The sequence below is a fragment of the Deinococcus yavapaiensis KR-236 genome, assembly GCF_003217515.1.
In the GTDB taxonomy this organism is placed as follows: Bacteria; Deinococcota; Deinococci; order Deinococcales; family Deinococcaceae; genus Deinococcus_A; species Deinococcus_A yavapaiensis.
This window is the reverse complement of record NZ_QJSX01000013.1, coordinates 1-22,495: the sequence shown is the minus strand read 5'-3', so window position 1 is coordinate 22,495 and position 22,495 is coordinate 1. Positions and strand designations below refer to the sequence as shown.

Genomic DNA, 22,495 nt, shown 5'->3' with positions numbered 1-22,495 from the left:
ACGAAGTGCATGACTGCCTGCGATTGTCGCGCGCCGTTGCAATTAGCGATGGCGAAGGCACGTGCGGCGCACTTCGTAGATGGTGTCGCTGCAGTACACCAGTACTCGAACAGCGTGCCTGTCATGGGCAGCGCAATCCGTCACGTCAACGGCAGTTGCGCTATTAACGACGAAGTGAATCGCACGTCGCAGAAAGACCACCCTAACGATTCTGCACTGAAAAGGCGTCAGCGGGACCTGAATGCTGGTCGGTCGCTTCGGATGCAAGCAAACCTTTCCTTATCGAAGAAATTTTTCGAACGATGACCGCCTTGGTAGACATGCGAACAACTTTCAAGCTTGTCGCCTTAAGGATCTTTAAGGGCAACGTACTTGGCTATCGGAAATCCTGGTACCGATCGATATCGACCATCGCTTGTCCAAGAAGTACACGAAAACGTTTTCCGGCTTAAAGCGCGTGGGCAAGCTGAGCAAGCAGTAGTTCGTGCCTTTCGGCAGCGCTGCTCCGGCTTGAACTGCTTGAGCTAATCCGCCGTACTGGGTGAACAGAGGAACGAGATTCGGGTACAGCAATTCCACGGTTGTATACGCTGTTCCATCCATGCCGATCGAGGACGAAACAATGGCCGACAAGCAGAAGGGCAGCCCCGACCCTGGCGATTCCTTACAGAACAAGCGTGTTCCCAGTAGCCGTTCCGAGGACGTGAGTTTTCGAGCGTACGCTGCCTCCATTGCTTTCGTAAAGCGTGCGAACTCTTGTTCCCGTTGCTGCTGCCCAGCCGACTTTGGAGGCGTCGGGTGGTCGAGCTTATACCCCACGTCGTCTTCGGGAGGATCGTACACAACGTCGATGAGACCTTGGCCGTCGTCGTTATAGCAGTTGAATCGCAGACGAGCGACGTAATCGAAGCTGTAGACGTAATGCATGTAGGGCGCTCCCGGCCCAGTCGCCTTGAATGTTTCAACTCGATTCAAGCAGTGATCGATTTTGGACAGACCTTCTTTGCCGAACAGTGCTGCTGCGTATGCCCTGATCATCTTGGTTTCGTTTGCCGTTCGTCCTTTAGCCGGGAACTCGATGGTCGCTTCGCGCAGTCCACCGTTGGCAAATGACTCGTCCAACGTCATCTCGAGCATGACGCGATGGCCGGGCGCCACGAGCCGTAGAGTGGTCGCTTTTATTTTGACCCACGAGGCGCAGGAGAACTCCTTGCAGAACGCGCTACGACCAAGCTCTCCCATGTCTCCGAACGGCATCAAACCGGGATTCATGGTCGTGTTGGACTGGGGCCACGCTCTGTTCGTCATTTCTTCAGCTACGTCTTCGTCCTCACCGTTATCGCCGATGCCTCCATGAAAAGCAGGGCTCAAGTAGTACACCCGTTCGCCCATGGGAATCTTGAAGGCCAAGCCGACGGCTTCTTGAAGCGCTTTGGAATCTCGCATCAACGACATGTAATCCATGTCATCCCCTGGGTAGTTCGGGGGAGGCTCCCTTAACACCATCGTCTCCCCGCCGATCAGGACGGTAGTGACAGTCTTCGCTTTGGAGTCTCGAACTTCGATGAGCCACAAGCGACGATCCGTAACGAAGCTGAAATGAACTTCAGCGCGCGTGTTGGCGTACACGCCGATAAATCCGTTGCGGCGGTAGCCGTACTCGGGCCGCGCGATAGAGGTGAGGAACTCGCGGCGTCCGGTCGCGTGGTCGGACGACTTGGAGGTGTACGCCTCGATCCAACGAATCTTGAACTTACTGAATTTACTGCTCGAGAGGTTGTTTTTGAGGGTGGTATAGCGAGCGTCGCACACCGGGGTGAACCCGGTGACGATTTTGGGAACGACGAAGCGAGCCATGGTACCTGCCTTGACCGGACAGGCAAGGGAGGATGCAACGGCGAGAAGGGCAGCTGATGCGATAAGGTAGCGCAGCAAGACAAACTCCTTTTACGAAAGCTTTACAAGAAGCTCAGATTGCCCTCAGTCAATGGGCCTGGTCGAACCATCAAGCCGACTTTTGCCGTGCCTCCTTAGAAGCACGCCGCGAGCCCACTTGCAAGACGACCAGCTTGCCACCACGAGAGTGACTCACACTGAAAGCGCTTTTACGGGCGATGACGCGCTCGTCTCCGTGTCACGAGGCATGCAGGTGCACTTCAACGACAACATTGAAACCTCGCGGCCTTTTGATCAGGTGCGCGGCCAAACGCGACAGGAAAGCGCCCTCCTCGCAGCGCCTTCCTGCTTCGGAGCGCGCCGCGTACTTACCGCGCTTGCGAACCTCGTCGTCACGTCGACCCTGCGAGAAGAGCGAGGACGGCGCGCATCAGCGACGCGCGTCAACTCACGCGCTTCACGTACGCGCGCACAAGGTTGTCGATGGCGCTCTCCGCTGCTTCACGGAAGGCTTGCATGCGCAGCGCGTCCCCGGACGATTTCGAGTCGTAGCCGCTGCCGCGCCCGGTTGCCGTGACGACGACTTCCCCGGTTTCCACGTCGACGACGCTCACGCTGACTTCCGCTTGCGACGTGTAGTACGTGTAATACCCGTACTTCGCCGAACCGCCCGAGTTGCTGCGTGCATCCAGCAAGTTCAAGTTGCTTTTGAGGATCAAGCTTGCGCCTGTCTGCTTACCGAGTGCCGCGACGCTCGCGGCGTTGAGCAGCCCGACGGCTGCGAGCTTTTGATCGTTGAGCAGCACCTTGAGCGTTTCGCGATCGATGACTTTGAATCGCGACCGGAAGGCTTCGTTGCCCAGCGCCGCTTGCTGAAAGACGCGGCTCGCGCTGTCATTCGCGCTTTCCATGTCTAGCACGATCATGCTGCGCGCCGTTCCCGTGAACGCAGGAATCGGGTCGCGCATGCCGAGCGTGCAACTGCTCAACGCGACGGGAAGAGCGACGAGCGAAGCGAAGCGGAACAGCCGAGCAGAGTGTGAAGCGACCATACTTATCGTATACCGCACGACTCCCAGGGCGCGCCGGGCATTTGAGCAAAACACATGAAAAGACTGTGTTAGCAATGAGTTATGAGGAAGCTTCTGCCTGTCATGCTGGTCGGCCTGAACCTGCTCTTGTCCGCGTGTGGCAGTAATCCGCTGGAATCCATTGGAAATCGCTTTACCCTCAGCGGGCCGTGCGCCAACTTCAACGACACACGCGACGGCTTCGACCAAGATGTCCGCATTGCAAACAGTTACTTAAATGTCGGCGGCGGCACGACCATCGCGTACACCTCCAGTTGGTACGACAACGACATGGACCGGCAAACCCTGAACTGCACCCCGGATTGGCGCAGCAGCAACAACAGTGCCGTACGTTTCGACAATCCGCAAGGAACTGGCGTGACCGTGACCGCGTTGCAACCCGGCATCGTACAGCTCAGCGCGGTCGTCACGGGCAGCGGAGGCACGAAAACCGACAGCGTGTGGATCGCCATTCGGCCGCTCTCGAACGAACAAGAACCCAACAACGGCTACGGCTTCGCCAAACCCCTCACGGTCGACGCGCCGGCCATCGGGTACAACTCGACGTACGACGACGTCGACTACTACTACGCCGACATTCCCGCAGGTCGCTCGTACCAATTCACCTTGCGCGCGTCCGCCACGCCCACCAACGCCGATCCTTTCTACGACACGTGGTACTCCGGTGACGTGCGCCACGGCGACGGCACGTACATCGGCGAAGCCAACCGCGGGTACACCAACACCACGGCAAGCACGCAGCGCGTGTACTTCATCGTCGACTCGTCCTCGTCGAACACCAACTTCCCGTACGTCCTGAAACTGGAGTTGAATTGACGTGAAAGCGTCGCTCGCCTTCCTCGCGGGCTTCGCGTTGATCGGCAACGCGTTGGCGCAAGAGCAAGTCGTCGAGGTGCGCGGTCAAGCCGGCATCAGCGGCGCGCTCGCCACGGCGCGGCAAGCCGCGATCACCGACGCGGTTCGCGTGGCCGTCGAACGCGTGATGGGCGCGTACATCAGCGCGAGCGCCAGCGTGCGCGCCAATGAAACCACCCGCAACGACACCACCGAAAGCTTCGAGCAATTCCAGCAGCGCGTCCTGAAACGCGCCGACGGCTTCGGGCGCGTCCTGCAAATTCTCAGCGAAACGCAGGACAACGGCACGTACGTCGTCACCGTGCGCGTCTCCGTCAGTCAAGGACCGTTGGAGCAGGAACTCAAAGCGTTCCTGACCCGCAAAGGCGATCCGCGCATCATCGTCCTGATTCCCGAGCAGATTTTGCGGCGACCCGTACCCGACCCGGCCGCCGAAACGGAAATCACGCACGCGCTCCTCGCCAGCGGTTACCGCCTTGTGGACGCGTCGCAAGTACGGCAGTTGGGCGCCCGCGACCGAGAACGCGCCGAAACCCTCGATCCGGCGGCGTTGCGGGACATCACCGCGCGGTTCGGCGCCGACCTTCTCGTGACCGGAGAAGCGTTCGCGGAAGAACTCGCCAATCCCCCCGCGGAAGTGCGCGCCGCCGGCTTGCAAAGTTACGGTTCACGCCTCGAAGTGAAAGTCGTCGATCTCGCCACCGGGCAGATCATTTACAGCAACGCTTTCCACGCGGGCGCCACGGGCATCGGCGACGCCCTCACCGGCAAGTCAGCCCTCACGAACGCCGCAAAACTCGCCGTGAACGACTTGCCGAAAACCATTCTCAACTGGATCAGCGGTTCGGGCAAAGGCGCGGCGCGCACCTTCGCCGTGCGACTCAACGACGTCCCGAGCTTCCGGACCCTCACGGATTTCAGCGCGACGCTACGTAACGCGGCCGGCGTACGCGCCGTCATCTCAAGGTCGTTCGATCGAGGCGGCGCCGTCTTGGAAGTGGAGTACGACGGCTCCCCGGAAGACCTCGCGACGCTGCTCGAAGACCTCCGCGTTCGTGTCACAGGCCTCAGCGCTGGTGAAATCACCGGTCAATTCGACAAGTAACACCGAAAGGACACTTTGATGAAGACCAAGCTCCTGCTGCTCACCACGCTCCTGCTTCCTGCCCCGGCTGTCGCGCAAAGCGCCACCACGCCCGTGCCCGTGCAGCAGTACGCCACGCAAGAACAACGCGCCAACGCTGCGTCTGTCACGATCGACGACCGAGGCAACGTCACGCAAGCACCGAACTTGCAGGACGTGATCAGCATGTGCAACACCCCAGCCGCCCTGCTCTTCGACAGCAACAACAGCGGTCGCGTCGATTCGTTGCGCGTATACGGCGTGAGCCGCATCTCCGCAGCAATTTGGAACTTGCGCGGCCCGAACGCCCTTGGTTCAGCCGCGACGAAAGCTGAGCTGGCTGCCGAAGAGCACGCCGTGAAGTTTTTGCAAGGCGCCGCCATTTCCGCGACAACACGTACCGAATTTTCCCAGACCGACAAGGAAGTCAGCGCAGCTTCCACCACGGCAAGTCAAAGCGCGGCGACCAGCACGGCGTTGTCGGAAGTTCGTGATTCACTCGTACAAATTCGCCAAAGTTCCGTCCAAGGCTTCATTCGCGGCGGCCTCATCACAGGCACGCGCACCGTCAGCCTTGGGGACGGCAACATATGCGTCGTCGTGCGCTACGAATTGCCCTTGAAGCAAAGCGGACGCTACGACAGCCCAACCGGCTCAACGAGCAGCGCGCCCACCACGTCGCAAACCCCGCTGAAGAACACCGGGTACCCGCCGTTGCCGCCCGGCTCAAGCGGCGATTTCTAATCCCCCATTAAGTGGTTGCTCGTCGATGAACGCAGCCACGACCGATCTTCAAAACGTCGATCGTTTCATCGGTGCATTCGCAATGAAACGATCGGCGCTGAAGAGCAAGTAACGGTGATCTTCGTGCTCGCGTCGGTCAAGACGCCGCGCCGCGTGGGACGACCGTGACGAACAAGGCGAAGACGGCGTCGCGTGGCATTTGCAGCTCCGGTGCCGCGTTCATCCCGTACCGTTGAAGCATGCGTTTGCCTTTCATGCTCGCCGGGGTGCTCACCGCGACGGCTGTCGCAGCTGTTCCCAAGGACCTTCGTCTGCTCGAAGACGGCCGTATCCCGACGAGCTTCAGCCTCGTCGGTTTTCGTCAGACTGCGTACCTCGAAGCGGTTGGCGCGTTCGAACGCGCTCGTAGAACACGGCAACCTGTGCGAGGAGGCGCGTGCGAACCCACGTTCATGGGCGTCACGACCGGCGCGTTCACCAAAGCCAACGTCAAGCAGACGGCCGTAGTGTACAGCTACTGCGACGAGTACGCCGGCGCGGGCTCCACGAACTTCCAACAAGCCGTGGGCATCCTCGAAAACGATCAGCTCGTGCGAACGATCGACCTCAACGAGGAGACGCGCGGCTTCCTCGTGACGTCCGTGCGCGACGTCAACCGCAACGGCTTCAGCGAACTGCTGCTCACGTGGGGCGGCGCGTGGCAAGGCGAAACGTACGGCGAACTCAACCTCGTCGAGCTCGGGCCGCGCGGCCCGCGTCTGCTCAAAACCTTCGACGACGCGTGGTCGAACTGCGCGCAAGATATGCACTTGCCGCGCGTCGAACGCGCGCCCGTGTACTACGTGCGCCCCGGCACGCGCCCGACGTTCTTCGTGGAAGTGTACGAACGCCCGTGCCTGCCGATCACCGCGAGCGGCGACCGCGAAAACACGGCGCCGTACCGCCGCACGACCGCCTTGAAGGCGCTGAAGTGAAACGCTTCGCAGTCGTCCTGATTGCCTTGAGCGGCGTCCACGCGGGCGCGGCCGGATTGCTCGGCACCACCACGCCTCTTGAGTCCACGGCGCTGTGCCGAGACGTGCTCGTGTGCACCCGCGACGCCACGGGCACGCTGTCGGGCGACGTCACCTTCGTGTCGTACCGCATCGAAGGACGCCAGAGTGCGAACGCGGCCCGCGACGCGTTTTACCCACCGAACTTGTTTTCGTTTCAAGTGGCCGGGCGCCACCGCCTGATAGGGTACTACAGCTTCGTCGCCGGCGATTTGCCCGCGCCCATCACGAAGTTCGCGCTGGACGCCTTGGCGCGCGCCGTGCTCGGTCAGGCGCTGCCCGCCAACGTCGCGTCCGCCTTTCGCTTTCCGCTCGACACGGACGGCACCGCGCAAACCGGGTTCGTGCGGGAATTTCGGCAAGATCGCGCCGCGACGTTCACGCTGCCAGGGGGCGCGCTGCTCAGCAACGTCACGGCCCGCGCGTTTCCTACACCGCCGCGCGGCGGTGAGTACGAGCCTTACTACGTAACGTACGTCGCCGACGCGCGGTACGCGCCGACGCTCCGCGCGTTCATCAACCGCAACCGCCCGATGGAGAAGATCGCGGCGGCCGAACGGTTCTTGCGCGATCAAGGCTTGCGCGCCAAAGAGTACACGCGCTGCTCGCCGGGCAGCACCATCCACCCGAACGCCGAGACCGCGCCGTGGCAGCGGTGGGAGCAGTACTTCAAGGCGCGCGGGTACACCATTCGAGGCTGCTGTGGAGGGCCGCCCACGTACCGCTTGCCCGGCCTGGCCTTGAACGGCATCACGATCGACTTTTTTGGGCGCGACACGTCCGACGTGTGCATGTCGTAAGGGATACGCACTGACGCCACGAACGAGAAGGCTGCGGAAACGTCTAAATCTGCTTCACGGCTCATCGTTCGTCGGTGCCGAACACGCTGCACAAGCGTTCGCTGCCCAACCCGCTGATCACCGTTCGCTCTTTCGCGTTCGACGGCAACCTCGCTACCCACTGCACTTCACCGCCGTCCACCAGAAACACGTCCTCGTCGTTGGCGCGGCCGTACACTTCGAACGCCAACCCCGTGTAGTACCCGCGTCCGCGTTGCCGCTCGGCGTTCACCTCGAACGTCACGCCTTCGAACGCATCTGACAACGGTGCGATCACCTCGGCGCGCACGGCCTCTTCGCGGTTGCGCTCGGAGAAGTCGCTCAAAACCACGCGCAGCGGCACGTCCACGGCCGTCGCCGCGCGAATCACGGCGAGGTGCGCGCGCACGTGCAGCGCCACCAACGCCAACTCCACCGAACTTCCACGGCCCGCCCTCGCGGTGCTCACGAGTGCGAGCAACGCGAAGTGCGCTGTTTGACGCGGCCCGTGAAAGAACTGCGGCCTCAGCAGGCGGTGGTGCGCGGCCAAGTGCACCTCGCCCCTCGATCGAGGTCCGAGCGCGCGACGGCGTACAGCGGCTTCTAGCGCGAGGACGTTCGTGGCGTCCGACACGACTTCAAACCCGCGCGTGGTCGCAACCGCCCAATCTTGCGAGACGTTCGCGACGACGGCGGCGGTGCCAAGGGGCGTGACCAGAGCGAGCGTGATCGGTTCGAACACGGCGGGCAGGTGCGCGAAGGCGAGAAGTTCGAAGCGTGCGAGGTGCACGGGCGAGAGGCGGGCAGGGCGGGAGAAACGGTCCCGTTCGTACTCAGCGAGAACGTCGGCGGGCGTGCGGCGGTTTGCGCGGCACCGAGCGACGTCCAGCAGCAGCGACGTGAGCTCGGACGGCTTGACGTCGTGCGCCAAGTGCGCCGCGAGGTCGCGCTCGCCCGCTGCAGGTGGTGCCCGGGCCCTTGGCGGGAAGTCATGAGTGAAGTGTACGCCGCGCCGCACGCGGACCCAGGGTGGTGGTGCGGTCGTGAAACAGCGTCCAAGTCACGCCGACCGTTTGAAGCGAGGAGGTGGCCAACCGCTTCGCAATGCAGAGGCGGCAAATGCGCGCACGGCGGAACGACAAGCTTCTAGCATGAGGGCGTCATGAAGAAACGCTTGTTGCTCGTCTTGCTGGTCGTTCCGCTTCTCTCGGGATGTCGCTATGAACTCGTCACGGGCTTATCCGAGGACGGCGGTCGCGTGTATCGCCTCGACCGCTTCACGGGCACCTTGACGGTCGTGGACGACGGCGCCCTCAAGACGGTGAGCGACGTCGAATCCGACGCGAGCGACTTGCCGAGCTCGGAAGCGCGCACCTTGGCGGGCACGGGCGCAAAAATCAAGTTCGACGGGAAGTGGCGCAACGGCAAGCTCTTCTACCGCGTCAACCTCTCACCGTACTCGAAGCTGAAGAGCGCCCGCGACAGCAACGGCACCGTATGGGTGGACTTGCTCGACTCGGACGACTACGTGGTGGACACCATCAACGTGTCGCTCAGCGGCATGACGCAAGTGGTGGACGCCAAGGGGCAGCCGCAAGCGTTGGAGTTCGTGGGCCGCAAGCAAATGAGCCGCAGCGACTTCAACGCCATGTCCTCTTGGGGGCCGCGCTGGGCGTTTTAGAGCACCTTCAGCACGACGCGCCGCACAACGGCCATGATCTTCGCGTGCGCATGCCCCTGCCTACAAAGTGAGCTTGGTGGCCCCGACATGTGCTTCCGCCGTGTGCTCGGTACGGCGCCGATGTCATCGCGGCGTGTTTCCATCGCTCCAGCGCTCACCATCGCAGTTGCGCGCGTGCACGACAAGAGCAGCGAAAACGAATGTATCTTGGAGAGAAGTCGGAGTCGTAAAGAAGACGCTTCAACACCCACGAGGAGCTGCGCGTGACTTCGTTTGTCGACGTCAACGGGTACTATCGAGCGCTCGGCGTTCCGCCGACGGCCTCGCCCGAGCACATCAAAGCGGCCTACCGCGCGAAAGCCAAGGAACTCCACCCTGACAAGAACAAAGGGCCGGGCGCGACCGAGCTCTTCCAAGCCCTCGTCGACGCGTACGCCGTCCTCAAGGATCCGACCGCGCGCCGACGGTACGACGACGCGTGCAGGCAAGGCACGACCTTCACCCGCGAGCCTGGCACGCCTCGTCCCGCGCCGGAACCCGTACCGTTCGTGCCGTGCCAAGTGTGTGGCATCGTCAGCCCGGACGTGCGCGTGGTCCTCATTCACTGGGTGTGGAGCGCGTTGGTCTTCACGCGGTACGGCGCCAACGGCGTGGTCGCGTGTCCGACGTGCGCGGCCCGACTCGTGGAACGCGCGAACATCCGCGCGCTTCTGCTCGGCTGGTGGGGTGTCCCGTGGGGCGTGTGGTTCACGCCTCGGCAAGTGCTGCGCAACGTCTTCGGCCGTCGCGGCCCAGACGACGTGAATGCGCGCTTGCTGATTCAGCAGGCGCTGGCGTACGCGATGCGCGACGACTTTTTGCACGCCACGAAATGCCTCATGGAAGCGCGCCTTCTCGCCGCGAATCACCCGGACATCCTCAAGGACGTCGAGGAAATCGCACGCCAACTTCCACCGCAGCCGAACTTGTCGGTGTCCGACGCATGGCGACCGTTTTCGACGGTGTTTCGCCGCGTGACGCTCGGGACGACCGGCGCGTTGAGCGCCGTGGCGCTCGCCGTCGCCTTGCTGATCGCACCTCCGTCCCCGAGCACGCCGACGATACCAGCCGAAACTTCGAGTGTTGACACCACGACTGCGTCGAGCGGCGCGCCCGAAGGCACGCCAAGCGACAGCACCTCGACGCCGAGCGAAACAACGACCAGCCCAGCCGCTCAGGAAGACGTGGCGAGCGTAGAACCGGTCGACGGCCGTCAAAACGAGCCAATTTGGTTGTTGGACGACATCCAAAATCCCTACGAATCGAATGGGGAACAGCCGACCGAAGCGACAGACACGCCGATCGAGAGCGTGGACGCGACACCTGAGCCTGCCGCTCCAGAAACCGTCGAGCCGACAGCTCCGCAAGAGGCGGTCGAAGGCGGTAGCGAAACCGCCGACCTGCCGACCACGGCGGAAGAGGCGTCTACGACGGCTCCCGTAACCGCCGAGCCCGCACCCGCGCCGCCCACCACGACCAACCCGACGCCCACTGCCCAAGTTCCCGTCGCGCCGGGATCCCGAGCGACCGTGCCCGACCCCCAAACGCCGCGTGGCAAACCCGCCGTTGCAGCCCCTTCAGCTGCAGCGGACGTTGCGACGACACCAACGCCACCTCCGCCGAAAACACCTGCTTCGCCCACGCCAATTCCACCCCAGGCGACCTCCACGCGAAGCTACTTTACGATCGGCGACTCCAAGGACGACGTCCGGCGCGTCATGGGTCAACCCTCGTCTTTCGACGACAGCTATTGGATCTACGGTTTCAGCACTGTGTGGTTCGAAAACGACCACGTCGTCCGCTGGGAGGACCACAACGGAAGCCTCAAGGCGAAGCTAGAAGTGAAGCCGGGGGCGAATAAAGGCTACTTCACCGTCGGGGACTCGAAAGACGACGTGCTGCGCGTCATGGGCCAACCTTCGTCTTTCGACGACAGTTACTGGATTTACGGTTTCAGCACGGTGTGGTTCGAAAACGACCGCGTTGTTCGCTGGGACGACAACAGCGGCAAGCTCAAGGCGAAATTGAACGTCCCTTCTAGCGAGGGCAAAACGTACTTCACGGTAGGTGACTCGAAAGACGACGTGCTGCGCATTATGGGTCAGCCTTCGTCCTTCGACGACAGTTATTGGATCTACGGTTTCAGCACCGTATGGTTCGAAGGTGACCGCGTCGTCCGGTGGGATGACAACGATGGCAAGCTCAAGGCGAAGCTGGAAGTGAAGCCAGGGGCGAACAAGGCGTATTTCACCGTCGGGGACTCGAAGGACGACGTGCTGCGCGTTATGGGCCAACCTTCGTCTTTCGACGACAGTTATTGGATTTACGGTTTCAGCACGGTGTGGTTCGAAAACGACCGTGTCGTTCGCTGGGATGACAACGATGGCAAGCTCAAAGCGAAGTTGCAGTAACGGCCGATTGCGCAACACCATGCACAGCCACGATGAACACGCCCTTCCCTCGTTGCAAAAACCAGTTGCACAATTCGGAAGCACGGCAAAAGGTTTGCGCAACAATGGAGCATGCTCATCGGCTATGTCCGCGTCTCCAAAGGCGACGACCAGAACCCCGACCTTCAGATCAATGCCCTCAAAGCCGCCGGGGCGCAAAAGATCTACACCGAGGCCGCCAGCGGCGGGCGGTGGGATCGCCCTGAGCTTCACCGAGCCCTCGAGCACGCCCGCGCAGGGGACGTGCTCGTCGTGTGGAAGCTCGACCGGCTCAGCCGCTCACTCAAAGACCTTCTCGCGTTGCTCGAAAAGCTCGAAGCCGCCAAAGTCGGGTTTCGCAGCGTCACGGAAAGCATCGACACGACCACGCCAGCCGGACGCATGTTCGCGCAGATGGTCGGGGCGTTCGCAGAGTACGAGCGGGCCATGATTCGCGAACGCACGAAGGCCGGGCTCGCCGTTGCCCGTGCGGAAGGTCGCGTCGGCGGACGACGCCCCAAACTCACGCCACACCAACAACGAGAAATCGTGCGCGGCATCGCAGAAGGCCGCTACACGCCCGCGGCCGCCGCACGCCTCTTTGACGTCCACCCTGCCACGATCAGCCGCTTGCTCAGCCGAACACGTGGTGCCTGACGCGAAGCCGTTCAGGTGAAAGAGATGTAGGGCGATAAGTTGCGGGACTGCGTGGTGGTCTGAGAAGAAGTATTCTCAGACCACCACGTTTTTTGGAAGGCAGACGCAACCAAATTGCGACCTTTGCTCGCCACCTTCGAGCGCTCGACTCGGCGCAGCAGACTGCTCATTTCCGGCGCGCGCGAGCTACACGCTTCGTACCATGAGGACATGACCATCGACACGGCCAGCGAGGTGCTCTCGTACGGCTACGACCTTCTTGGCGGCCTTCGCAAGGACCTCAAGACTTTGCAAGGCTTCCGAACCGTCGTGCAGGAACTCTTGCAAAACGCCGAAGATGCCCGCGACCTCGAAGGCCGAGCGGCCACGCGCTTCTGGCTCGACTTTCGTGACGACGCCCTTTGGGTCGGTAACGACGGCCAGTTCACCGACGAGAATTTTGCGGCCATCTCCAGCATCGGCGCAGGCTCCAAGCGCTACGACGAGGACACCATCGGCTCGTTCGGCGTCGGCTTCGTCAGCGTTTACCAAATCACCGACCAGCCGGAGGTGTACTCGAGAAACGAGCGCCGCACCTTGTCGCCGCTCGACGGCAAAACATACCGAACCACGAACGTCTCTCACCCTTGGCCCTCGACGTTCCGCCTGCCTTGGGCCGACACGCCCTCGGACGTGCGTACAGCCCTCGAAGCGCTACCTGTCGCGCGCGAAGCGCTGCCCAACTTCATTCAGGAGGCTCGCGTCGCCTTTATGGAGTGCGGCGTGTTCCTCCGCCGCCTCAACACCCTCACGCTTTTGCGAGACGGGCAACCGACGTTCACGGTGCAGATCGAGCGGCCCGACAGCCGAACCATTCGCCTCGCGGGCAGCGACGGGAGCATTACGACCTTCCGGCGACTCGACGTCACCCTCACACATGATTTGAAAGTCGAAGCGTGGCGGCGAAAGCGCAAGCCCGATTTGACCCTGGCCTACCCGCTGCACGCCACGCCCGACTTTCAAGGGCGCTTGTACGCCTACCTTCCCACGCGCGAAGCGACCCACCTGCCGCTGCACGTCAACGCCGACTTCTATCCGAACACGGACCGCAAGAGCTTGCTGTGGGATGAGGCAGACAAGCGCGCATGGAACGACCGCCTGCTTCAACACGCCGCTTCCGCCATGCCCGCCGTGCTGGAGGACTTGAAGGCCCATGGCGGTGCCGAGGCAACATACGAGTTCACGGCTGGAGTGGAGCGAGGCGCGCAGCAACTGCGCGGCACGTCGTCACCCCTCGCCACCTTCGCGGATCGCGCTTGGAGTGCCTGCTACCAAGCGTATCGGGACCTGGCGTTGTTCGAAGGTCGGAACGGCGCGTGGGTGTCCCACGCGTCCTTCTTGACCGTAAAGCACCCGCACGACGCCACCCTCACCGACGTGATCGCGCGGCACGTCGGGTGGGTCTTGCCACCCGAACGGCACGCACGGTACGCGAAGGTATTCAGCAAGCTGCAAGCAGACGAGTTGAATGCGGCCGTGTTCTTCGAAGCCCTCAAGATTTTGTTCAGCGCCCGCCCAACGTGGCTCGCCGCCGAATCCCAACCCGCCCTTGAAATTCTATCGGTGTTCCTCGCGTACCTCGACACGCTCAGAAAACACGAGCGGGCGGAAGTCGACGCTGCTGTTGCTGTGGTCGACGCGCTGCACCTCGCCCTCAACGTGAATCAGGACCCTCGACCGATTCGAGACGTTCGCACGTGCCCGCCGGAATTCCTCGACACCGTGCGGCCGTGGTTGATGGACTCGAGTCGAGCGGCCGATACGTGGCTGCAAGCGCTGCCGTCGTGGCTGCGCGAACGCGTGCCCGACTTTCGCCCCGACGATTTGTGCGAGGCGCTTTCGAAGGAAACGCCTGCGTCCATTACAACGCGTGTTCAAAGCGGTTGGCACGTGGGCGGTGCGTACCGCTTCCTGGAACGTACTTCGACCTTGGGCGGTCGCGTGTTGCGCACACTACCGATCTACCGCACTCAACGTGGCGCCTTCGCCCATGGAACGAACATCGTGCTGCCCATGGGCGTCGACGACCCGTTCGGGGTGCGCGAAGTGCTCGACGTCAAGTCTCTCAGGAGTTTTCCCGTCCTCCTCGAGCGTTTGAACTTCGACCCGCTCGACGCTCCCACGTATTACGGCAAGTTGCTCCCGGAATTCTTCGACGCCCACGCCGCGTTGCGCCGCCCAATCGTCGAGCATCTCGCCAAGCACTACCAAGCGGTCAACCTCACCGCGTGGAAGGGGCGCGCATGCGTGGAGTGCCGCGATGGACAGTGGCGTCAGCCCGACGCTTGTTACTTCCCGAACGACTTGATGGACCAGTTGTTCGGCGGCGACTACCCGGCGTACGACCAAGACCGGTACAGCGCGTCGGGTGCTCGTGGCTTGATGATGGAACTCGGCGTGCGAACCACGGCTGGCGAGTCGGACATCGTCGCGCAAATGAAACTCAGGGTGCAGGAACGCCTCACGGATGCGGCAATCGCGTTGCGGGCCAAAATCCTCGAGTACACCTTGGAGCACTCGTCGACGACGCTCGCGCAGTTTCTTTCCGTCGTCGCGTGGCTTCCCAACGAGCAGCGAACTGCTTGGAGGCAGCCGGGGCAGTTGTACACGCTCGACCGCAAAGACTTGATCGGCACGCCGGTCGGCGTCGAGTACTGCGCCTTGCCGCTCCCGAAGAAGCGGCGCGGCGAAAACCTCAAGGCGTTGCGGTTCATGGTCCCGACCTTGGCGCAGTTCGCAGCACACGTCAAAAAGCTGAACGACGCAGGGCACGGTCCCTCGAATGGAGCACTGAATTGGCTCGACGCACAAGCCGAGCGCCTACAAGACGCGGACGTGGCCGTTTTGCAGTCCTTGAGGTTGTTCTCGTACTGCGACAGCTCGAATGACACGCGTTACGACGTGCCGCACGCGTTCTTCCTCAAAGATCCAGGCTTGGGGCGTTGGCGCCACACCCTTAACATCAAAGGCGGCGCGTTCAAACAACTCGTCAAACGTCTCGGCGTGCGCGAAGTTCCCGACATGGCCACGTACCGAGACGTCCTCTTGAAAATCGCCAGCAAGTACTCGGAAAGCCAGATTCCCGAAGCGGAGGACTTCAAAGTTGCGGAACGCTGCTTTCACGAACTTGCCCGTGCGTACGGCGCGTTGAAGGCCGACGAGCAAGAGCACTTGATGGCGGCCTTGCGCGGACAACGGCTCGTTCCCGTGACGGGTCCTGGCGCAGGACTCGGTGCACTCGCCTACCCACACAACGCCCTACACCGCGACATGCCGCGCTCGTGGCATGAGCAATTCGATTTTCCACTCACGCACGCGGTGTACCTGAGGGAAGGTCACGCGAACCGCGCGTTTCTCGGGGCCCTTGGGGTGGCTGCCCTCAGCGAAAGTCATGTCGTCCAGTACCGCCCGCGCACCGGAACAATCGAGCATTCGATGCCGAGCCTCGACGGCCGCCTGAATCGGTACGCCCTCGTGCTGTTGCGGCTGTTGTTCAAGGAGTTTGGGCAAGCGACTTTCGAAGAGAAACGAGCACTCCTTCAAAGCTTGCGGTTCGTTCAGACAGGAACGATCAACGCGACGGTCATCGCGAAAGGTCCAGGCTTCAGCATCTCGTCGTCGTGCGTCCTCGAGGCGGCATTCGATGCCTCGACCAGACGGTTGCTCGTCGCAGACGCGCGCCCGGAACTCGGCAGTGAAGCGCTCGCCGAAGCTTTCACATTACCGACCGGCGCCGCTCAGACGACGTTGTTCATCATTTGGTCGAGCGCCTCACCCGAAGAAGCCAATCAAAGGTTGAACGTCGGAAAATTTCCGGACCTTCCAGAGGAGTTCAAGCCACAGCACGTGCCCGGCGCCGTCTCGACGAATCAAGCTGCACCCGCTGCCGACCGAGCGGACCCTTCGCTCACGCGCTCCTCGACCAGCGACAAGGCGACGTCGACGCCAGCGAACGCCAGCGCAAGTGGCAACAAGACGCCGTCCGAAGGCACGAACCGTGCAGCACCGCCGTCATCTTCGGCGGCAACCACACCTTCGGCTGGACAATTCTCGCTTGGACCAATCGGAGAACAGAGCAACAGCGCGTCAAATGCAGCAAAAGGTACCTCTTCTCAGCCTGCCTTTTCTCAGCCGAGCGGCCCCAGCCCGTTCGCAGGTCCACCCCCCTCGACGCGGCGTGACGGGCACCAACCGTCATCGGGGTCACCCAAAACGCCCGCGGGGTCGTCTTCGCCGGGCACTCGTTTGCCTCAGCGGCAATTCAAGAACTACGTGTACGTGTATCAAGGCTCGCGTGAAGACGTCGCGACGGAAGCGCACGCACAGAAGGTCGACCGCCGCGGCATGCAATACGCGATGGAGTACGAAAGGCAGCACGCCCGTACTCCTGAAGATTGCTCGGGCGACACCGGTGCGGGCTACGACATCTTCTCTCAAGCCGAGGACGGCACCGTTCGCCACATCGAGCTCAAAACGACCAGCGGTCCGTGGGGCGAACGCGGGGTCACGTTGAGCCGCAATCAACTTGCAGCCGCACGCAAGTACGGCGAACGGTATTGGCTGTACGTGATCGAGAACTTGGACGGCGACCCGGTGTTGCACGCCATTCAACACCCAGAGGGACAGGCAACTTACTACGTGTTCAATGACGGTTGGCGAGGAAACGCTAGCGAAGAGCACGAGTTTCTGCTGTAGCGGTCGGAAGGAATCGGGCGAGTAGCATCGCTCGCTCCGAACCTTCGGGCATCGAAGGCTTTGAGTTCGTGCGGCTTGCGGCACTACCGTCGAGAACGTCAAGTTGAGCTCTCACACTTCCAACTTCACGTGTCAAGAATGCCGAAACAAACCCTATCCTGATGCACTTCTAAGCCATTGCCGGGCGTGAGGTTAGGGTATACCCCAAGATGACAATCTTGATTCCATCTTGATTCCATTGTTAGGCGCTCCGGTCAGCTCCATTCGACGGCAGCAGGGGGCGTGGTGCCGAGCGTGCCGAAGCCCTCGGTCCGTCTCCCAGGAAGGTCGGACAGCGCGTCCGCGTAGGGTGCGAGTCGAGCTCCGTCTCACGTCCTATCCGGAGCACGCGGCCGCCTCTATTGATGCTTTACATTCGCCCGATATGATCACTGCGTGCTGTCCAACTAGCGGGTCTTCACCGTCGTGGCGCTGCTCGCCGCCGGGCGGCGAGCGCTTGCAGCGACCGCTCCCTTATGCCAACCGGAACCGAAAGAGGACCCAGCTCGCGAGCGTCTGTGGGACTAAGCTCTCGCTCGTCTCCCGCAACTCGCGCAGTCCCTGCTCATCACATGACCCCGTGCTGTTCAAGCCGGTCGACGGCATTCGGTTGGCGCAAGTCGTGAACACCCGGAATGCCGCGCGATCCGGTAGGTTACGTCACGCTGGGCAAGACATCTTCGCCAGGAAAGGCACCCCGGTCCGCCACCTTGGGAATCATCTGGCGGATCGGCAGCAGTGACTGCCGCCGCCGCTGGGTGTACGTTCTCGGCGCGGGCGGGTGGCGCTACTACTACGCGCACCTGAACGACGTGGCGACCACCCTGCGCGAAGGGCAGCGGGTGACGACCTCGACGGTGCTGGGCACGGTGGGTGACTCGGGCGCCGCGGAGACGACGCCACCTCACCTGCATTTCGCCGTGTTCGAACGGTACGACGCGAACGGCCCGTACCGCTTCCCAGCGCTCAATCCGCTGCCTTGGCTGCGCGACCGAACGTAGCACCCTAAGCACCCTGGGTGACGAAAGTGTTCCGGGTTGCGGCAGGAGAAGTAGAACGATGACTCTAACCGCGCTTGGCGCAAGACTTGCTGTCCAGCGCGGCCGTCGGCAGGGCGGTCACGGGCGGCTTCCGGTTTCGCTCGGCGTCGGTTGATTCCAACACGCACGAGGAAGTAGGGAGACGTCATCGTCTGGCTGTTCGACGTCAACGGTCGCCCGCCAGCCGTGCCGGGCGGCCAGATCGAAGGTTGTCTGCAGGTCGCCCAGTAACACTGTGAAGTGATCAGGGTGCGCGTGCGTCAGCACCATGGCCGTTGGTAGGTGCCCCTCGAGCACCTCAAGCTTCGACAAGACCATATCCCCCACCACGCCCGGCCGTAGGCCCGCGTCGACAAGGAGGTTGCCTTCCGGCAGCAGGTACAGGTAGGCGGACGCGCCGACTTCATCGGTGCCGTCCAACTCGATGGGGTACGCGGACGTCACGATGGCAGCATATCCGGAAAGCATGGCAAGCAGGTGCGGCACTGCACGAGCGCCTCGGTGAGGCAGTTGCGCCTTCCCATTAGTCGATGAGAAGTATTTTGAGGGGACGTCAATCCAGCGTAAGTGTTCACCGCCGAAAGGACCTCCACATGCTCGTTTCCCTTCGCACCACGCTCTTCTTCTGCCTTGTCTTTACTTTGTGCGTCACCGCGGGCGCTTGCCCAGCCGTGCCAGGCACCATGGCGAACAAGGCCGTTCCGTCCATCCTGCAAGGCTTCACGCCCGTGTGCGGCAGCGTGTACCGATCCATCAAAGAAGGCAGGCTCGACAACCCGCGGTACACCGATCGCTCGTTAACGTACCGCTGGCTCGAGGTGTACACGGTTCCCGCCGCAGAGAAGAACGCCGCGGTGCGTCGCCTCGTCGAGTCGTTGCAGCGCCCAGCGTACAAGTACGAGTGGCGCGGCGAAATGAAACCCGAGCCGAACACCAGCGTCACCGCGTACGTCAGCGCCGTCACCGGGAAAGGCTTATGGATCGTCACGGCGGAAGATCCAGCGGCGGCCAAGCTCACGCGAATCGCTTTGCTCGGCACGAACCTCGTGATTTCCTCCAAAGCGCAGTATCCCGCGGCGGCCAGCGCCACGTTCGCCATCGTCCTCGGATCGGACATCTTCCCAATCGTCTCGACGCAGTACGCCTCCGCACGGTTCTACACCCCAGGTAAGCCAAGTTCGCCCGTCGGCGCGGCCGCCCCGCCCTTCCTACCTCATCAATTCGCCACGTTAACCGACGACGAATTCACGACCGCCGCCCTTCGCAACGCGTTTTGCAAGACGTTCGCTTGTCAATTCAAAACGACCGGCGGAAATGAGGACGGCAGCTCATCGGTGATGTACCGCTTAAAGGACCATCCGGTCACGTTCGGTTTGGTCGGCGATGACATCCTGATGTCCGGCAAGCTTTCCTTTCAATTCTACATAAGTCAATTGATGATGGAGCGAGCGTTTGCGAGCACGCTCCAAGGAAAGAGCATCCTCGCGCAGTATACGCAGGCCATGCTGGGAACGCGCTCGTCATTCAGCTCGTGTCCTTCCGTCATCGAGCAGCGTGACGCGACGCGGCGGGCAGACATCACACTTGAATGCAGCGTGTATTGGGTGAACAAAGGCGAAGCGAACCTGATCACGGACGCAAAACTTACGGCGGAGACGGAGTACATTGCGTACACCATCACGTATCTCCCAGGAGCCACGTCCACCACACCTTTGCGGACCTTGACGCGGCCAGCTTCATCGGCGTTACGTGACACGTGGTGTCAGCAATTCGACTGCTCCCTCGTCACGATGAATGCGGAGCATGACTTCGCTGCTCTTCGAACGCCAGCGTTACTCGAGGGATCGTTGTTCGTGTACAAACCGCTCGAACGCGAAGGCAGTGCAGAGTTACGCCTTCGGTACAAGGGATCGCCATTGAAATTGCGCGATCAGCTGATGAGCGCGTTCTTCTGGCAATTTTCTGGGCAGCACGTCGCGTACACTGACCTCGACTGCGACGAGAATGGATTGCCCATCGTGCTCAAGGAGACGCCGCAAGGCGCTTTGGTCGGCGAGTGTGACAAGTACGATGCCGGTGGCGACGGCCAGACGCATTACACGTTGCATACTTCGCGTCTTTCACGCGATCAAGTTGCGGCACTCAAGCGGCAGCGGCAATGGAAAATCGAGGATCAAGCGACGTTCGACGGCTTCACTGCCGCGGTTTCGCGTGCGTACCGCTCGCTGCCAGCCGGTGATGATCGCCTCCTCGGCGTTCGTTTGATATGCGAGAAGTACTGGAACGCGCCGGTGCGACCGCTGTGCTTGACGTTGGAAGTCAGCCGCAGCTCGAATTCCACATCCACCGTGCCACTCACGAACGTGTACGTGTATTACCCGGCGGCCATGCGGTCGCTGATTCGGCACGGAAGTCTCTACAATGCTCAAGTCGCTGGAGATCCCGTGCCTCGAAACGCGGTGTGCATGGGGCAAATCAAGGGCCTCTTTTCGCCGAGCGACGTGTACATCGCGGTGTCGAAGGATGACTGGTCGTTTTGGGTGACCTTCAACATGGACCCTCGCGACTTGACGCACATGTTGAAGTGTTTTTAAAGGAAGGTCCCTTTGAACCGAAGCTGTGGAGGGCACGGGGAGAACGAGGTGCGTTTAAGAGCGCATGCTGAGGCATGACGACGCAGCCCACGTCGTACACCATTCGTGACGCGCACCCCGGCGATCTCGCCGCGTACGTCACCATCCTCAACACCGACGAGACCTACCTGTACACGCCGCAAGCGTTCGTCGAGGCTGAACGCTTTCCTCGGCAGATCGCCAGCTCCTTTCAGCGCCTCGTCCTCGAAGACGCCGAGGGACGCGTGCAAGGCACCGCCGTGCTCTTCACCAACGCCATGCGGCCGGGCGTGTTCATGATGCGCCCGGTCGTCGCGCCTGACGCGCGACGACGCGGGTACGGCGAGGCGTTGTTCAAGCACGCGTATGAGACGGCGCTCGCGCAAAGTGGGCGCACATTGGAAGTCAGCGTGCGCGACGTCAACCCTGAAGGACGGGCCTGGGCGCAGCGGCGAGGCTTCACGCTGCACTTCCACCGCTTCGAGTCCACCCTCGACCTCACCACCTTCGATGAAGCCGCACACGCCGATGTGACACAGCGCGTCGCCGACGCCGGAATTACTTTCGAGGACATGCGGACGCTGGGGAGCGACGAGGCGAATTGGTCGCGGTTGTACGACTTCAACGCCGACCGCACCCAGGAGACGCCGGACTATCGAGGGATGCTGCGCCTGCCGGTGGAGCAGTCACGGGGCATGCTGCGCGAAGCACCGGAGGTTCGACCCGAGTGGATCGTGCTGGCGACGCGCGGCGAGGAATGGTTGGGATTCAGCGTGATGGCGTCGCTTCCGCACGGGGCGTACAACGCCATGGCGGGGGTGGCACCCGAAGATCGGGCGATGGGCTTGGCGCGGGCGTTGAAGGTGGACGTGATTCGTCGGGTGCGTGCGGCGGGGTTTTCGAGGATGATCACGAATAACCTGAGCATCAACGCGCCGATGCTGGCGGTGAATCGCCGTTTGGGGTTCGAGGCGCAGCCGGGCACGTGGGTGATGCAGCGGACGCTGGCGTAGCACCGACCCTTGGCCGACACGACCTAAAGTGCGTATATGAACGACTCCGAGTCGTCCTGTACGCACTTATTCACCGTACCGTGAAGCATGTCGACCTCCTATCCAAGCGACCTCACCGACGCTGAATGGGCTTTGCTCGAACCGCAACTCCCCGGTCCCTTTGACACAGGCCGACCACGTGTCCTCAATCGCCGCAACCTCGAGGGCGCCATGCTCTACGTCCTCAAGACCGGCTGCGCGTGGCGCTTCCTGCCCGCTGACTTTCCTAAGTGGACCACCGCATACGCCCTGTACCGTCGTTGGCAGCTGAACGGCACGTGGGAGACCTTGCACACGCACTTCCGCGAGTTGCTCCACGTGCGACTCGGCCGCAACGCTCAACCCACCGCGGGCATCATCGACTCGCAAAGCGCCAAGACCACCGAAGCGGGCGGTGCGCGAGGTTTCGACGGTGCCAAGAAGGTCAACGGCCGCAACGGCCGCAAGCGGCACATCCTCGTCGACACGCTCGGCCTGATCCTTCGTGTCGCGGTGCATCCGGCCGACGTGCAGGACCGAGACGGCGGCAAGCTGGTGTTGGAAGGCTTGCACGACGAGTACCCGAACCTGCGACACGTCTGGGCGGACCAGGGGTACACGGGGAACTTCTTGCGCTGGGCGAAAAGCGAGCAG

The 22,495-nt window shown here is 62.1% G+C and carries 17 protein-coding genes; 13 read left to right on the top strand and 4 right to left on the bottom strand.

The genetic code is table 11. The features are described from left to right. Positions 1 to 357: 357 nt before the first annotated feature. A complete protein-coding gene (locus tag DES52_RS15510) occupies positions 358 to 1,935 on the bottom strand; it encodes a hypothetical protein (RefSeq protein ID WP_146237319.1) in 1,578 nt (525 codons plus the stop codon). 404 nt (positions 1,936 to 2,339) lie between these two features. Then, positions 2,340 to 2,948 carry a CsgG/HfaB family protein gene (locus tag DES52_RS15505; RefSeq protein ID WP_110887746.1) on the bottom strand — a complete coding sequence of 203 codons (609 nt, stop codon included), beginning with the start codon at positions 2,946 to 2,948 and terminating at the stop codon, positions 2,340 to 2,342. A gap of 102 nt (positions 2,949 to 3,050) precedes the next feature. Between DES52_RS15505 and DES52_RS15500 the strand changes: the two genes are divergently transcribed. The 5 genes from DES52_RS15500 (at position 3,051) to DES52_RS15480 (ending at position 7,561) form a co-directional block, all read left to right on the top strand. Beyond that, on the top strand, positions 3,051 to 3,803 hold the full coding sequence (locus tag DES52_RS15500; RefSeq protein ID WP_110887745.1) for a hypothetical protein: 753 nt from the start codon (positions 3,051 to 3,053) through the stop codon (positions 3,801 to 3,803). Position 3,804: 1 nt separating this feature from the next. After that, positions 3,805 to 4,947, top strand: a complete 1,143-nt coding sequence (locus tag DES52_RS15495; protein WP_245901060.1) for a flagellar assembly protein T N-terminal domain-containing protein — start codon at positions 3,805 to 3,807, stop codon at positions 4,945 to 4,947. Positions 4,948 to 4,965: 18 nt separating this feature from the next. Beyond that, positions 4,966 to 5,709, top strand: a complete 744-nt coding sequence (locus DES52_RS15490; RefSeq protein WP_110887743.1) for a hypothetical protein — start codon at positions 4,966 to 4,968, stop codon at positions 5,707 to 5,709. 239 nt (positions 5,710 to 5,948) lie between these two features. Next, the gene (locus tag DES52_RS15485; protein ID WP_110887742.1) at positions 5,949 to 6,683 is read left to right on the top strand and encodes a hypothetical protein; all 735 of its coding nucleotides are present in this window, start codon (positions 5,949 to 5,951) and stop codon (positions 6,681 to 6,683) included. Further along, positions 6,680 to 7,561, top strand: a complete 882-nt coding sequence (locus tag DES52_RS15480; protein ID WP_110887741.1) for a hypothetical protein — start codon at positions 6,680 to 6,682, stop codon at positions 7,559 to 7,561. The genes DES52_RS15485 and DES52_RS15480 overlap by 4 nt, the downstream gene beginning before the upstream one ends. Positions 7,562 to 7,622: 61 nt before the next feature. On the opposite strand, the gene DES52_RS15475 is transcribed toward DES52_RS15480, so the two are convergent. Beyond that, positions 7,623 to 8,597, bottom strand: coding sequence for a hypothetical protein (locus DES52_RS15475; RefSeq protein WP_146237317.1), 975 nt, complete (start codon positions 8,595 to 8,597; stop codon positions 7,623 to 7,625). Between the two features lie 144 nt (positions 8,598 to 8,741). On the opposite strand from DES52_RS15475, the gene DES52_RS15470 reads away from it, so the two are divergent. The 5 genes from DES52_RS15470 to DES52_RS15450 all read left to right on the top strand — a co-directional run bounded on the left by DES52_RS15470 (position 8,742) and on the right by DES52_RS15450 (position 18,159). Then, positions 8,742 to 9,260 (top strand): hypothetical protein, encoded by a 519-nt coding sequence (locus DES52_RS15470; RefSeq protein ID WP_110887739.1) that lies wholly within the window; start codon positions 8,742 to 8,744, stop codon positions 9,258 to 9,260. Positions 9,261 to 9,523: 263 nt separating this feature from the next. Further along, complete coding sequence (locus DES52_RS15465; RefSeq protein ID WP_170131086.1) at positions 9,524 to 11,710, top strand: DnaJ domain-containing protein; 2,187 nt, start codon at positions 9,524 to 9,526, stop codon at positions 11,708 to 11,710. A gap of 111 nt (positions 11,711 to 11,821) precedes the next feature. Next, entirely contained in the window at positions 11,822 to 12,385 is a 564-nt protein-coding gene (locus tag DES52_RS15460; RefSeq protein WP_110887737.1) for a recombinase family protein, read from the top strand. A gap of 210 nt (positions 12,386 to 12,595) precedes the next feature. Continuing rightward, positions 12,596 to 17,119 (top strand): protein NO VEIN domain-containing protein, encoded by a 4,524-nt coding sequence (locus tag DES52_RS15455; RefSeq protein ID WP_146237316.1) that lies wholly within the window; start codon positions 12,596 to 12,598, stop codon positions 17,117 to 17,119. A 749-nt stretch (positions 17,120 to 17,868) separates the two neighbouring features. Continuing rightward, positions 17,869 to 18,159, top strand: a complete 291-nt coding sequence (locus DES52_RS15450; RefSeq protein WP_170131085.1) for a M23 family metallopeptidase — start codon at positions 17,869 to 17,871, stop codon at positions 18,157 to 18,159. A 117-nt stretch (positions 18,160 to 18,276) separates the two neighbouring features. On the opposite strand, the gene DES52_RS15445 is transcribed toward DES52_RS15450, so the two are convergent. Beyond that, a complete protein-coding gene (locus tag DES52_RS15445) occupies positions 18,277 to 18,642 on the bottom strand; it encodes an MBL fold metallo-hydrolase (RefSeq protein ID WP_245901056.1) in 366 nt (121 codons plus the stop codon). A gap of 149 nt (positions 18,643 to 18,791) precedes the next feature. On the opposite strand from DES52_RS15445, the gene DES52_RS15440 reads away from it, so the two are divergent. The 3 genes from DES52_RS15440 to DES52_RS15430 form a co-directional block, all read left to right on the top strand. Continuing rightward, a complete protein-coding gene (locus DES52_RS15440) occupies positions 18,792 to 20,792 on the top strand; it encodes a hypothetical protein (RefSeq protein ID WP_110887734.1) in 2,001 nt (666 codons plus the stop codon). A gap of 74 nt (positions 20,793 to 20,866) precedes the next feature. Continuing rightward, positions 20,867 to 21,823, top strand: a complete 957-nt coding sequence (locus DES52_RS15435) for a GNAT family N-acetyltransferase (RefSeq protein ID WP_110887733.1) — start codon at positions 20,867 to 20,869, stop codon at positions 21,821 to 21,823. An 87-nt stretch (positions 21,824 to 21,910) separates the two neighbouring features. Then, on the top strand, positions 21,911 to 22,495 hold a 585-nt coding region (locus tag DES52_RS15430; RefSeq protein ID WP_110887732.1), incomplete at its 3' end, for an IS5 family transposase.